The following is a 13,310-nucleotide window of genomic DNA, read 5'->3' on the forward strand; positions in this document are numbered from 1 at the left end:
AAAGATTCAAACTTTTTGAGACAGGTGCCCCATTAGGTTTGATTAAATTCCCACCTATTCCACCACACAACAAACAAACAGTCAAGACTGATTATTTGTTGTGTGGTGAAAAAAACAGTCGAAATCAATAGGAATCATGCCATATGACTTTAGGCTCCCATCTTATAAAGCTTGTAAATCATATGGTAATGTTCGCTTCAGGTTTACTGGTGCTTTAACAAGCTGATAGCTGCTCGTGTGGAACCCAATGCCAGATTAATGCTCACGAAGACAACCTGCTTCCACTTTTGCGCCGTTGAATATAAACCTCGAGCGCAGAAGCCGTTCAAATGGGGGCCATCCATGGCCAGTTACGAGGGTGAACCTGTTGATGCTGACTCTCAGCCTTACGCCGTTTCAACAGCAGAAACCTTTCGGGGCATAATGCGCCAGATGATACCGGACAGCAGAAGCAACATAGCGCCTGCAGAACCAAGAACCAGGCTGTGTGAGCTAGAGAAAGCAACTTTCGCAGCCTTCATGAGTTGCTCACCAATATTGTTATCCATATCTTGTGCAACCTGAACGGTTTCACTGATCGACGCTCGCGCTTGTGCTGCCAGTTCCACTGGTAACTCGCCAGGCAACATGATAGTGGCAGCATAAGTACCTGACAGCAGCAGACCAAAGACCGCCACCCCGAGCCCTGCTCCTAATTCATAGGCCATACCTTCCAGTGCACCGGCAGCCCCTGCCTTCTCCTTCGGTACAGAGGTCATGATAGCCGCCGTTGAAGCTAGCATTGAGGCTTCAACGCTGAATCCCAATAGCACCATGCCAGTCCACGCCAAATAGATTTGGTGCGTAAAATCGGTAACGGCCAGAATGAAAAAACTCACGGCACTGAGGAAAATCCCCAAAGTAGCGACCACTCGAAGACCAAATGCAGTGACCAACCTGCCAGCAATCGGGCCGCAAACACCACTGGCGATCATCAGAGGCAAAAGGAATAATCCAGCTTCAAGAGGCGTTTTACCGAGCACGAACTGTAATTCCTGCGTCAGTAATAGCTCGAAACCGACCAGAGCAATCATTGCTGTCAATGCCATGACAATGCCAACAGCAATCACACGCTGGGTGATCAACCGAACATCAATCATAGGTGCCGCAGCACGCAGTTGGTGGCGCACGAAGAAAATGAGCAGGCTGCTGCCCATGATCGCGATCATCAGGGTCACATACGCAGCGGATGTACCCCGAATGCCACTTTTAGCCGCGTAAACAAGCAATAGAATGGCCGAGATAAGCACCAACGCCTGCTTGATCTGCCATGTTTTTTCCGGCCGCAAAGGCTGTTTGGGCATCACAAACATAGTGGCAACCAGTACGATCGCCACAATTGGCAGATTGATCAAAAATACGGATCCCCAATAGAAATACTCCATCAACCATCCACCAACCAGTGGGCCCATTGCGGCCCCTGCGGTCCCAACCGCACTCCAAATCCCCAAAGCGAAATTTCGCTCCCGCTCTAGGGTAAAGGTATGGCGCAAAGCTGAGAGCGTGGCAGGCAGGATCATTGCGGCCCCAACCGCGAGGAAAGCACGAGCCGCAACCAGCGCAGCAACAGAAGGCGCCAGTGCCGCAGCCAGCGAAGCGAGAGCAAAAAGGCTGGAACCGAGCAGTGCCAGGCGTTTAAAGCCGATACGATCGCCAAGTGCCCCCATTGGGAGTAGCAAACCAGCCATCACCAGTGAATAGATATCAATGATCCATAGCAGCTGATCCCCGGTTGCTGACAGAGCGACACCGAGGCGCGGCGCGGCCACATGCAGGACAGTCGCGTCGATAGATACTGGAAGGTACATTAAAATAATAACGTAAAGTATTAACCATTTCTGAGACATATTGTTATACCGAATAGAGCAAAAACTTGAACGTGCGTTCATTTTAATTAGAATACAAATAAATTGAACAAACGTCCAACTAATTCTATGCTGTATTGCTAATAACATCGGTAAAAGAAAAGCGAAACCAAATGAGCTACCTCAAACGTGAAGAACGTCATGCTGACATTTTGGAGGCTGCCATGCGTGTAACTTTGGCGGAAGGGATTGTGGCTACCACCGTCAGGCGTATTGCAGCGGAAGCAGGAATAGCCGTCGGTCAGGTGAATCATCATTTTTCCTCCGCAACACACCTACGCGCTGAGGCTTTTTTGCAATTAACCCGGCAATCGTTATCTTCATTTGCCGCGATCAGTAAGAGCTACCCAGCCGTTGAACGGCTACAAAGGGTGTTAGGATATCCGTTGGATGAGGAAGGTATGCGGGAAACGCATCTGTGGAATGAGATGATGCTGCTGGCTGAGCGTGATCCTGTGATGGGTGAGGCTTATGCTACTGCAATATCAGATTGGCACCAGGCGACAGCCAACGTAATTGTTGAAGGCAGAAATGAGAAAATCTTTCGCTCTAGCGCCAACGCTGATGATATCGCCTGGCGTTTGATCGGGCTGGTGTGTGGATTGGACGGCTTACTGTCATTTGATAGCTCAGGTTTTCCCGAAGCAGAAGTTATGCGTCATTTGTCTTTCGCGATTGAGCTGGAGTTGCTGTGCCCCCCACCGCACAATTTGATGGTGTAATGATCTAGTGAGCCTCAAAGTAACGCCATGTTTATTGTTTAAATCGGCTCAGTTTATCAAGCAACGCTGATTAAAATTTCTAGTGACTGCAAACAAATGAGTTAAAGCCACTTGACTGCGGCTTTAACTCAGCTGAAACAGCACTTGCAGGTGCCGAAAGAAGACCCGGCACCTGATTTTTAGAAGCCGATAGACTTTCCTGTAGCCATACGTAATGCGTCAATATTAAAGCTTTCAAGAACAATGCGCGATGCATCTGCTATAACAGCATCGCTGTGTTTGGAATTTTTGTCTGGTTTTGATGTATAGACAGCCAGAACAATTGGCGCATGCCCTACAGGCCAGATCACTGCATAATCGTTGGCTGTACCATAGACACCACAAGTACCCGTTTTGTCTCCAACCACCCAGTTTGCAGGTACGCTTGCACGTATTCTTGCTCCTCCTGTTGTATTCCCTTTAAACCAATCCATCAGTTGGTGGCGCTCCGTTAATCCAAGCACATTTCCAAATGCCAGCTTTTGCATACTTTCTGCAACAGCTTTGGGTGTTGATGTATCTCTATCATCACCAGGAATGGCGGAATTCAACTCCAGTTCCCATCGGTCCAGACGAAATACATTGTCACCAATGGAACGCATAAACGACGTCATTCCTTCAGGGCCACCAATAAGCTTTTCGAGCAACAGGTTGGCGGCTCCATTATCACTGTACTGCAGAGTGGCAGCAGACAACTCGGCAACTGTCATGCCGGTCGTAATCTGTTTTTCAGTCACAGGAGAATGAGGCTCCATAACTCGATTGTCATAGCGAATTCGCTGGTTCAGTAAGCCCTCTTGCTGCTGGCTTTTCGATAATACTGCCGCAGCAAGGAAGCCTTTAAATGAACTACAGAGAGGAAAACGCTCGTTAGCTCTATAACCAAAAGTTTTATTTGAGCCAGTATCAATAGCATAAACCCCAATTCGCCCTCCAAAATCATTTTCCAATCTTTTCAATTTATCCACTGTTACTTGTGGGGGTTGGGACGCCGCCTCCGCCATATTAGTCAGAGTCAACAGGGGAAATATGGCAGAGAAAAATACAGACAGTCGACCGGTGCGTGACATAAAACCTTTCCATTTCATGATTGTTGATTTTTTGACCAAAGTATATTTCGTTTTTAAACCGTATTTTTCAACGGCATAACAATGTTGCACATTATTGTTGCACATCACATCGAAGGGAATACTCATATATCCGCGAGATCAAGATTTTGAGATCTCCAAACCAGAATATGCCCTTCAGCTATGTTTGTTGTGTATCACAATGCTTATCCTGAATTTCAAAAAATCATAACTTGCTCTTTCTCCATAATTGCATTTCGCAATAGGAATATGCTTGTTTAACGTAAAAAAAGCAGGCAATAACTGCCTGCACTGGAAAATAAAAACCAAAAGGGGTACCTTGGTATCTTCGGCATACCAAGTGGGATATTTATACCTGAAAATGAGTATTTTTTTTACTGGAAGTGTAAAGATAAGTTATGGTTTTGTGATTTTTTACTTTGCTAAAGATTTATTTAGGAATAGCGGTTAAAGAAGCCCCCCTTAACAATTAAAAGTGCACCCATCGAAAACATTGAAGATAATCTTGGTATCTTAAATCAAAAAAAATACCCCAAAGCCTTTAGAGGGTTTTGGGATACTTAACCTTTACCGATATAACCAGCCAACATTGATCTAGTTTTCAACAACCAGTGAGAAATCTTAGTTCAGATATGAACCTTGCATCTTTCCTTTGTTCTATTACATCAAGATAAGCCAATTGTACTAATGATTAGACAGTCAAATTGGTACTCGACATAACCTGTTCATTACCAGGAGCTATCAGGCTTTTAGCATAAACACTACCACTCGGTATAGATAATGGAGAGAATGAACTGATAATAGTGGCCTTCATTTCAAGCTCCACAAGCTAACGTTAATCATTCATATCAAATCGATAATCACACACCCGCTGGCTTAAGTTATTTAAGTCCCCTAAGGTAACGGAGTTAACGGAGCAGTTGGTATCTGTCTTAAAACAGCATCGACAGAATCGAACGGTCCGCCGTTAAAACATATTCTCGCTGCTGGGGCATGTGTATGTACTGCATTGACAAGTCGTTCGAAGAGCGGAAGGTATTCTTCAACAGTACGAACACCAGCACCAATCAGAACACAGTGACGACGCCTTTCCATGAGAAGGCTTAAGAGTGTAGCTTCAGCAGTCCGAGCACTATCGATTAGGCCCAGTTCGACCTCATAGCCAAGAGATTCAAGTCTTTCTTTATCCGCATCAAAAACTGCGAATAGTTTCTCAGCGGTAAGGCCCGGCCACTTGCTATAATCTACAACTCGCGGATTCCACCCCACAAGGAGTACGCTATATCTTTCTTCCACTATATATCCTTAGATTATCAAAATCACTGAAGAACTCCGTACGCACAATAGCTCACTTTAATTCCAACACTACCGCCAACATTAATAATACTAGAGCGCAGCATGGCAATCATGTATTTAGCTAACGCATCTCTAACGCCATAATCATTCAACAACTCACCACACAAAATGTCAATTATATAAATTGATTAAAAAAGAGCAATTTCTATGCTTCAATTTTTCTTATGCATATATATATTACCTCATACCATACTCAATCAAAGGAAAACTTGATGTCCATGCATAAAATAGCATTACTTATTGCCGTTTTTTTACTCCCCATAAGTTCAGTGAACGCATCTCAAATAGGAAAGGCATCTAACCTGGATATTTCTGTACCTATTGCTGCATTGTCAACGCTAACCACATCCTTCACTCCACTTAGTGGTTTAAAAAAGGTAACCAGGGGTACGCAGATCGGAAATCTCGAAATTCTTACCACTGGTGCAGGTTACATTGGTACTATCACTATCAAGCCCGTCATCGGTAATAATTATCAACTGCTCGGGGCGACTACAGGAAGCCTTCTCCCCTTTAGAATAGGAACCTCAGGAGGAGCAGTGACTTCTGCACTTACCAGTACCAATCATACAACAACCCTCACATCCCATACCAACAGAGAAACTATAATAAACGTATTTTCTGCAAATGCTGCCGGTAGCTTTGCAGCCGCAGATGTCTACACAGGCGCTTTCATCGTTTCGGTATTTAGCAGGTAATCCTTTTCTTATTATATTTTGAGGTTATAAAGGCTATTTCCATACCTATAATTTCCCTGCCTGTAAAGGGTGGTAACTTCCTGGTTATCACCCTTTACTTTATCAATACGTATTTTTATTCATGTAAGTGTTTTTGGATAAAATAAGCACCTTGCTCCAATGAAGCCATGCCCTCCTCCAGGATGGGAGCGAACAGTTGCCATACATGAGGCATACCATCGAATATTTGCAAAGTTGCATCGACACCTGCTTCGCGCATCCGTTCGACGACTGTCACCGAATCATCCCTTAGCATTTCCCAGCTCCCCACGTGAACCAGCGTTGGAGGTAAGCCAGCGAAATCCGCATAGAACGGAGTTACATGTGATGATTTGAGATCGCCCCCAATCCCAACATAGGATTGGAATAAGAATTCGAGCAGTTGAGGAGTCAAGAACGGATCATCCGTTACCTCTTGGTGGGAGATGCCTTCACATGCTAAATCCAGCCCTGGTGAGATCAGGAATAAGGCACCGGGCATAGGTAAGCCCTCAGCCTTCGCGCGAACCGCTGCAGCCAGCGCTAAATTGCCACCAGCAGAGTCACCGGCCAAGGCGATTTTTCGCGCTGGATAGCCTTGCTCTAATGCCCAGCAATATGCAGTAAAGATATCGTCATGCGCCGCCGGCGCAGCATTTTCAGGTGCCAGACGATAATCGGGTACCAAGACCGCACTGTGGCTTATCTGGGCCAGATAGCTGGTGATCACACGATGGGTGCTGCTTGAACCGATGACAAAACCGCCACCATGCGCATAAATGATCAGGTTATCGGTATATTTCCCATGGGGCCGTAGAAACTCTGCGCTAAAACCAGCCAAACTCAGACGCTCGATTGAAGCAACATCTGCGACAGGTATCTGCGCCATCGCTGTTTCCCACCAACTACGCAACTCGTCGGGTGTGGCGTTTTCCGGCGGAAGATTCTTTTCATTTTGTTCTAATATAGCGTTAAGTTGCAATTGGGACATTGTGGAGCTCCATTTCAGCAGGTTACCAAATCTCTCGTGTAATTTTCACTTTCATGGTTCAAGAATCGGTGATGATAAAACACATAGCCATTAATATTCAACCATGATTGAATGTTAATTTTTTGATAGGAAGGGGGGGAAAGGTATTCCTTGCCGATCAGAATGTTAACAACCTCAGTCGTATTAGCCGTAAAACACCCGTAAAAGTTGTTCTGACCGGCGGATCTTCTGGTCTTACACTAGGAAAAAGTCAATGCCATAGTCGTGACCGGTAATTTTCTTCAGGCTAAAGCCCACAAGAACTAAAATACTGGTAAGTCCGTTTGGAACCCTACCCATAAAGATGGAACCCAGAAAATCACAGGTTTCAAACTCCAGGCCCTCCGGGAACCAGGAGGTACGATGGTGCCTTCTCCTTCATCAGATAAAAATGAGCGGAAAAACACCTATCCCGTGTGGCAAAAGGTTTCCCGCTCGGGTAGATAAAACAACAGTGCTACATCGTGCTACCAGGCCATCAACTCTCCGGTGGTTCTGATTCATCTCGACGGGTGGCTACCACGCGGCCCAGGCCCAGCATCTGCTGCGCCTGGTTGATAACCTCGTCTTCTTTCAGGTTGTGCCGCTCACCAAACAGGTGCTCCGACACCAGTTAACCGAAATGCAACGATTCGATATTGCCTCTGTTAAAAATGGGGGATTACCGATAGGGTTGGACAGGATTTAAACCCTATTTTCAGCGTCGGTCATAAGCAATCCGTATTGCTTCGGCTACCGAAACTTCGATAAATAGAGAGCTCACTAGAAACCATCACAGCTTGTTCCAAAAAGTGTTGCGCCCCGCAACGGTGTATGTTTTTTAACCGACAAATACGAAACACAGTACGCCCCGCAATCACTGCCTGTAATCAGCCCGGATCTCCGCCATCACTTGTGCAATCTGTTCCACGGATGCTCGTTTACGCTCCTGCTGAACAACACGCTGAGCAGGCTCTGTACCAGTGTGACTCTGTGGTGAGTGCGGTTGTTGCGCACGCTTTGCCACACTTGCTGTCGAATTAAATTGCCCGTTTCTCGCTCGCTTCAACGTAGCTAGCAGGTAGGCAATCACATTTTTTATCTCACCGGTACCAACGCGCTCCGCCACGTCATCCAGAACTTGCTGCCCCAATGGCTCCGGCAATGCGCGCAATTGTGGTTCCACATTATCCCTGTCCGCCGCAACCAACGCTGACGGCCAACGCAGACGAGGCTCACTCTTGCTTGACGGCCCTACGTACGTATCTTTTACACACTGTGTAAAACTACGTACGTAACAGTTCGGATCCCGAACTCTGTCGGGATCCTTTGTTTCTCCACTGTGGAGTGAAATGGGTGTCAAGGGTAATGGGGCCGGTTGCCTATGGCAATCTCCATTAAACGGATTACACATGGCATTCTTACTGTTTACTTCAGCTTACGACTTGGTTCCCCCCGTAACACTGTCACCAATGAGGCTGAGGGCATGCGACCAACACCGGAGAATAGGTATTGGTCTGTGCTGATATGATTCCTGATGAGACTCAAGTTAATACAGCCTTCTCGGTGGCGTTTAAATACATCAAATGAACCACCATTCCGGGCATTAAAAGAGCTCGCGTGGCCGACGCTGCCAATACCACACGGCAAAGTGGAGTAACCCCATCCCACCATGCGCAATCAAATAAACCTCAATCAGTCCGGTTAATGTCTGATGCCAATCCTTGACGATGGAAGCTAACGGGGAGCCCATTTGCCACAGTACAAACCAGCTTGCTCCGGAAAGCACCACCAGACTGAGCGCGCCCAGACCTAATCCTTGTACACTGGTCGCCAATCCCTTGGGGTTGGCTTCGGGCAATTGGCGTTTCAACAAGGTATGGATATCCTGCTGGAGCTGGGCAATATCGCCCCACAGGTAAGGATAAAAATAACGTAAACCGCGTCGTCTCAAACAATACCCAATCAGTACGACACTGAGCGCAAGTAACGTAAGGCCAATACTGGTATGCATCAGGGTAAAGAAACGTGGTATCGTCGCGCTGGCCAGCTGCTCTGTTGCTGTCAATTCCATACCATTACTGTTGAGTATTTGACCCACGATCAAAAAGGCTATCAGTATATGCAGGCACCGCAAAGACAGCGGTTGATAAAGTGAAAGGAAATGCCAGAATGTCCGTCGCGATGTCGGTGCTTGTTGCATGATGCTCCCTTGTATTTTACCGGCTCTCGTGCCGTTGTTGTTAAATCATAGCCTGATTTAAAACAATGGGTACGGGTCTATGGCGTCAATTGCATCAAAATCGGGGGCGGGTATGGTCTGATCGTTACAACATTTCTGCTCAATTCGAAGAACGACTAGGCCTGTGTGTCAACACCGCCCCCCTTGTCAGGGGAAATACCCTGACCGCCCACGGCCCCCAGATACCCATTTTTCATTTAGCGTTACTTTCATTCCACTACAGCGTTGCAGGTCGCTACACCTCTCATCATAGATATTAACGACACGGTAGAGCAATGAGCGTGTAACGTGGATAAGCACAACTCACGCAGATAACCTTCCCCGCACGTCGTTATTCCCGGTAGGATAATCTCTCACCGTCAGACTTCGCCAAGAACGATTATCGAATTTATTCTTAAAAAAAGAACAAATGACAGTGTCCGCAATTGCCAGTACACCTCACCCTCTGTTGCATTACCGGGTCTGCGACCGTTGATCATGACAATTCAGATAAACCGATTACTGTTGGTCTGCGTTACACGTTGCTCCGGTAGAAGGCAACAGGCGCAGGAAGTTGCCTGGCGATACTTCTCAGTACTTCGTGTTGCGCAGTAAATTTGGCCGGTATTGTGCGACAGGCCAAAAAACACGGTTCTGATGGAAAGAAAACCTGCGGCTCCGTTGTAAACGGTGTATCACCGTGGGTAGCAGCCCATGCCTGGCGAATGAGAGCCAGGACCGTTTCCTCGCCTTCCTGCTGTTGCCTGCAACAGAACGTACTGAGATTGAGCATCAGCATGACCTGAATATCGCGTGAGGAACCCATCCCCCATAATATCCTGAGCATAGTGGGTGGTACTGCTTTGCCTTCTGATTGCCGTATCTCGATGTATTGATGGGTCATCTGCTGAAGCGCATGAATAAATTGCACGACAGCCTCTTCAGGAAGTCGCAATGCGTCAACTTCGGGTTGTCGCAAGCTAAACCGAAAAGCCGCCAGTCGTGGATAATGGTCAATGGCTGACTGTAGTTCACGATGGATCAACTGCACATCTGTCAGTTTTTCATTAAGTCGTTCCATGGGATATCTCTGGTCGGGGTCAAAAGAAGGGAGTGCTACGTAATTAAATCGTGAGCACGTCGATATGCCCCAGGCTTCCTGAAGCAGCTACGCTGACAGCGGATATCAGTGGCGTAGTCACGCCACTGCAGGCCTTTAGCATATTTAGCTGATCGCTGGCGGAAGCCGTGGACGACCCGTTAGCGGGCGTTCAGGCACCTCGTTACAGCCGTGAAGTAACAATCCCTCTTTCTGCTGAGTTTTAGTCAGATATTCCAGTACAAGCCGGATGTTAGTGATGCTGTCTGGATCGTTGTAGTGCACCGGGATATTGATATTGGCCCTGTAATGCTCTTTAAATTCACAGCGATGATGCCAGCCATCGCCATCGGTAATAACGCTCCAGAACTCACCCGCTTTCTCTGCTGTACAGACCGGGGACATGGTAGACAGGTGTTCAAGGACATGGTGAACACTTTTTAACATCCTTTACCCATGATGATCGACCTATTTCTCAGGTCGATCATCCCCACTTTCGTGCTGTACCACCATACCTCGTAGTATCCCTCTCTCTCACTTTCCTTCAGTCCGACATATTCACCGATAAAGGCCTTGCCCACTTTCCGACCCATCCCTTTCAGGCTCAGTTTCCCACTGATATCCACTTTCCTGACCAAGACCCCCTCGTCATACTCGGCTGCCGCCGGATTGCCATTGTACTGTCGCGATGAAGGCTGATAACGGGAGGCTGGTACCGCCATTGACAGCGCTTCATGTGGCCGTTCCAGGTTGTAGGTATCTCGCCAGGCGTCGAACACCTCCTGCAACTGTGCGGCATCGGTGAACCACCGTCCCTGCAGGAGCTCTGCCTTCAGGCTGCGGTGGAAGCGCTCCAGCTTACCCTGAGTCTGAGGATGGTAAGGCCGCGAGTGACCCACCCGGATACCCTGACGCATCAGCCACAGTTCCAGAGCGGTCCAACTGCCCGTCGTGTCCCCCCAGGGGGCCCCATTATCCATGGTCATTCTCTCCGGCAAGCCATAACGTTCGAATACCGCTATCAACTGGGACTGCACGGTGACGCGTCGTTCGTCCGAGCAGTGCGCCAGACAGAGCGAGAAGCGTGAATGGTCATCCAGCAAGGTCAGCGGATGGCAGCGTCCTTCAGCGAAGGAGAAGTGGCCTTTAAAGTCCATCTGCCAGAGCCGGTTCGGTGCGTCATGTTCAAAGCGCCCAACGGTGGGCGCCGGTGATGGACCGCCTGGCAGCAAGTCATGACGGCGCATCAGATTATGCACGGTGCTGGCGGCAGGTAGCGTATGCCCCTGCATCTCTAGCCATCGCTTGAGCTTGCGCGCCCCACACATCGGATGGGCCAGATGAGCAGTGCGCAGGTGTTCGACGACAATGTCGGGTGTTCTGGAAGGCGAATGGTGTGGCACCCTGGAACGTTCGTTCAGTCCGTGTGGACCGTCAGAGAGCCAGCGGTGTAACCACTTATACCCCGTGGCAGGCGCTATGCCGAACTGGCGGCATAGCGCTCGGATATTAGCGCCTTCTTGCGAGGCGAAAAGCACAAACTCGGTACGTAATGACATGGCAGATCTCTCATTCCACGGCATAAGCAGCTCCACTCAGAAGTACTCATACCTATGTTGTAAGTGTCTACCATGTCCCCGAACAAGTGTTCATGATGTCCCCGGTCTGTACACTCTGCCCAGGGGTAGGGAGTTTGGGTTCGATTACCATCCAGCCAGAAGACCACATGACCATGGAAGTGATGATCCTCAGTCCACTCGATGACCCAGAAGTATCCCACTACGGCTCGCAGGCTCATCATTTTGTCCATCAGCAAGTGGATATCCTTTTCCAGTTGGCAGTGATCCTGTTGGTGATATTGGGTTGTGTGGTGCCGATAGAACAGATCTATACGGATAGCCAGCAGGCAGGCATACCGATTTATCATGCTGTCTGTATGCCAGTTCAGGAGAGACGACAGAAACCAGTCTGGCGTCTAGGTTAGTTTAGTTTTCATATGATTAACTCTTGGTAGCTGGTTGAGACCAGCAGGAGAGATGGAGGTAACCCCTTGAGCAGGGGCGATTGACAGGGTGGTCTGCAAGGAGTTACTGGGATGGTTGTAAAAAGGGAGTGACTATTAATTATATTAATTTTACTCCCTGAGCAGAACAAGGCATGAAACTCAAGTCAGCGGATCGAGGGCAGTGCGGTAGGCAAAAGTGATGTACTCATCCACGATGCCGGTTAACGCGTAGTGCTCAGACTGCCGTTCGTTAATCCAGTGATTCACTTCTTCTTCAGTTTTAATCTTCAAATTTTCAGTCCAGTCAGCAAAACCATTCCCCAGCATCAAATCGTACCAGCACAGCCAGACAAGCTTCAGACGCAACTCTGTTCCGCTGAATTGCCTGAATAGGCTGATAAGCTCATTTGCCAGCGAGCGTTGTTTTAAACGCACGCATTCAGAAAGCAGAACCCCCTCCAGCATGGGGTGATGAGCCAGCAGGTGCTCCTGTGTACACAGACTGACACTCAGATCATCCTCCAGGGATAGTGGTGCTACCGCTGTTTTACCGTAAATGATTCGGTGCAGGCACTGCGGAACAATCGCAATAGCTGGCGCTTTCCCCGGGAACGTTAGACGGCCAACCGTCAGGGTATGATGGTGGTATATATTCTGGTGACACATGCCCGACCTGACTGTCAGCTTCGTAAAATCCGTCAGCCAGGTCTGGTAATATCTGTGGAGTTCTTCGTAACGGGATTTATTGTCTTTCATGGTGCATATTCCTTCTAACTGGAATGACAGGCAGCAGAAAACCTCCGGGGTAGCCGGATAATTATTTTCATGCTGCGGGTTTAGTTAGGGGAGAGGTTTATTTGCGGGATTGGTTAATGCGGTCCTGAAGCCAGGCTTCCACTTCACTCTTTAACCAGCGGGAACTACGACCCAGCTTAATTGGCTTCGGGAAGAGACCATCTTTAATCAGTTTATAAAACCACTTATCGGTGAGTCCGGTCAGGGTTGTGATAAATGCCATGTCGACAAACTGGTCTTCAAGCAGAGAGGGTTTAATGTTCATATCGTGATTCTCCGGTAGTTAAAGGTAAGCCGGAGTCGTGGTTGATGATTACTCATGCCAGCTCCGACATACCAACCGGTGAATCTGTAAA

13 protein-coding genes and 1 pseudogene are annotated in these 13,310 nt (G+C 48.0%); 2 read left to right on the top strand and 12 right to left on the bottom strand.

Going from position 1 to position 13,310, the window contains the following annotated elements; all coding sequences use genetic code 11:
- Window positions 1-386 precede the first annotated feature (386 nt).
- Complete coding sequence (locus KGP16_RS22345) at window positions 387-1,886, bottom strand: SmvA family efflux MFS transporter (RefSeq protein ID WP_024531323.1); 1,500 nt, start codon at window positions 1,884-1,886, stop codon at window positions 387-389.
- Window positions 1,887-2,017: 131 nt separating this feature from the next.
- Between KGP16_RS22345 and KGP16_RS22350 the strand changes: the two genes are divergently transcribed.
- Entirely contained in the window at window positions 2,018-2,626 is a 609-nt protein-coding gene (locus tag KGP16_RS22350) for a TetR family transcriptional regulator (protein WP_024531322.1), read from the top strand.
- Window positions 2,627-2,805: 179 nt separating this feature from the next.
- Here the strand turns inward: KGP16_RS22350 and KGP16_RS22355 are convergent, their stop codons facing one another.
- Complete coding sequence (locus KGP16_RS22355; protein ID WP_024531321.1) at window positions 2,806-3,735, bottom strand: carbapenem-hydrolyzing class A beta-lactamase SFC-1; 930 nt, start codon at window positions 3,733-3,735, stop codon at window positions 2,806-2,808.
- Window positions 3,736-5,321: 1,586 nt separating this feature from the next.
- Here KGP16_RS22355 and KGP16_RS22360 point away from each other — a divergent pair.
- Entirely contained in the window at window positions 5,322-5,807 is a 486-nt protein-coding gene (locus tag KGP16_RS22360) for a hypothetical protein (protein ID WP_024531320.1), read from the top strand.
- A gap of 115 nt (window positions 5,808-5,922) precedes the next feature.
- Here the strand turns inward: KGP16_RS22360 and KGP16_RS22365 are convergent, their stop codons facing one another.
- From KGP16_RS22365 to KGP16_RS22405, 10 genes and pseudogenes are all read right to left on the bottom strand, one after another.
- Window positions 5,923-6,816, bottom strand: coding sequence for an alpha/beta hydrolase (locus KGP16_RS22365; protein WP_024531319.1), 894 nt, complete (start codon window positions 6,814-6,816; stop codon window positions 5,923-5,925).
- A 517-nt stretch (window positions 6,817-7,333) separates the two neighbouring features.
- The gene (locus tag KGP16_RS27610; protein WP_256444949.1) at window positions 7,334-7,465 is read right to left on the bottom strand and encodes a hypothetical protein; all 132 of its coding nucleotides are present in this window, start codon (window positions 7,463-7,465) and stop codon (window positions 7,334-7,336) included.
- A gap of 246 nt (window positions 7,466-7,711) precedes the next feature.
- A complete protein-coding gene (locus KGP16_RS22370; RefSeq protein WP_152529993.1) occupies window positions 7,712-8,020 on the bottom strand; it encodes a hypothetical protein in 309 nt (102 codons plus the stop codon).
- A gap of 420 nt (window positions 8,021-8,440) precedes the next feature.
- Window positions 8,441-9,037 (bottom strand): cytochrome b/b6 domain-containing protein, encoded by a 597-nt coding sequence (locus KGP16_RS22375; protein ID WP_223498438.1) that lies wholly within the window; start codon window positions 9,035-9,037, stop codon window positions 8,441-8,443.
- Between the two features lie 553 nt (window positions 9,038-9,590).
- Entirely contained in the window at window positions 9,591-10,136 is a 546-nt protein-coding gene (locus KGP16_RS22380) for an inovirus-type Gp2 protein (RefSeq protein WP_024531417.1), read from the bottom strand.
- Window positions 10,137-10,280: 144 nt separating this feature from the next.
- Window positions 10,281-10,541 (bottom strand): annotated as a pseudogene (locus tag KGP16_RS22385) (hypothetical protein); the annotation flags it as partial.
- Window positions 10,542-10,594: 53 nt separating this feature from the next.
- Window positions 10,595-11,749, bottom strand: coding sequence for an IS481 family transposase (locus KGP16_RS22390; protein ID WP_371822645.1), 1,155 nt, complete (start codon window positions 11,747-11,749; stop codon window positions 10,595-10,597).
- Window positions 11,632-12,081 (bottom strand): inovirus-type Gp2 protein, encoded by a 450-nt coding sequence (locus KGP16_RS22395; protein WP_200866168.1) that lies wholly within the window; start codon window positions 12,079-12,081, stop codon window positions 11,632-11,634. The genes KGP16_RS22390 and KGP16_RS22395 overlap by 118 nt, the downstream gene beginning before the upstream one ends.
- Before the next feature lie 237 nt (window positions 12,082-12,318).
- Entirely contained in the window at window positions 12,319-12,915 is a 597-nt protein-coding gene (locus KGP16_RS22400; RefSeq protein ID WP_024531282.1) for a hypothetical protein, read from the bottom strand.
- Window positions 12,916-13,012: 97 nt separating this feature from the next.
- Window positions 13,013-13,219 carry an AlpA family transcriptional regulator gene (locus tag KGP16_RS22405; protein ID WP_024531281.1) on the bottom strand — a complete coding sequence of 69 codons (207 nt, stop codon included), beginning with the start codon at window positions 13,217-13,219 and terminating at the stop codon, window positions 13,013-13,015.
- Window positions 13,220-13,310 lie beyond the last annotated feature (91 nt).

Origin of the sequence: Serratia sp. JSRIV006 (assembly GCF_019968685.1) — a bacterium.
Taxonomy (GTDB): domain Bacteria; phylum Pseudomonadota; class Gammaproteobacteria; order Enterobacterales; family Enterobacteriaceae; genus Chania; species Chania fonticola_B.

Excerpts from the sequence above, each read along its gene's own strand:
- KGP16_RS22380 (WP_024531417.1), bottom strand. The coding sequence starts at position 10,136 with ATGGAACGACTTAATGAAAAACTGACAGATGTGCAGTTGATCCATCGT.
- KGP16_RS22395 (WP_200866168.1), bottom strand. The coding sequence starts at position 12,081 with ATGATAAATCGGTATGCCTGCCTGCTGGCTATCCGTATAGATCTGTTC.
- KGP16_RS22350 (WP_024531322.1), top strand. The coding sequence starts at position 2,018 with ATGAGCTACCTCAAACGTGAAGAACGTCATGCTGACATTTTGGAGGCT.
- KGP16_RS22360 (WP_024531320.1), top strand. The coding sequence starts at position 5,322 with ATGTCCATGCATAAAATAGCATTACTTATTGCCGTTTTTTTACTCCCC.
- KGP16_RS22355 (WP_024531321.1), bottom strand. The coding sequence starts at position 3,735 with ATGTCACGCACCGGTCGACTGTCTGTATTTTTCTCTGCCATATTTCCC.
- KGP16_RS22400 (WP_024531282.1), bottom strand. The coding sequence starts at position 12,915 with ATGAAAGACAATAAATCCCGTTACGAAGAACTCCACAGATATTACCAG.
- KGP16_RS22345 (WP_024531323.1), bottom strand. The coding sequence starts at position 1,886 with ATGTCTCAGAAATGGTTAATACTTTACGTTATTATTTTAATGTACCTT.
- KGP16_RS22375 (WP_223498438.1), bottom strand. The coding sequence starts at position 9,037 with ATGCAACAAGCACCGACATCGCGACGGACATTCTGGCATTTCCTTTCA.
- KGP16_RS22405 (WP_024531281.1), bottom strand. The coding sequence starts at position 13,219 with ATGAACATTAAACCCTCTCTGCTTGAAGACCAGTTTGTCGACATGGCA.
- KGP16_RS22365 (WP_024531319.1), bottom strand. The coding sequence starts at position 6,816 with ATGTCCCAATTGCAACTTAACGCTATATTAGAACAAAATGAAAAGAAT.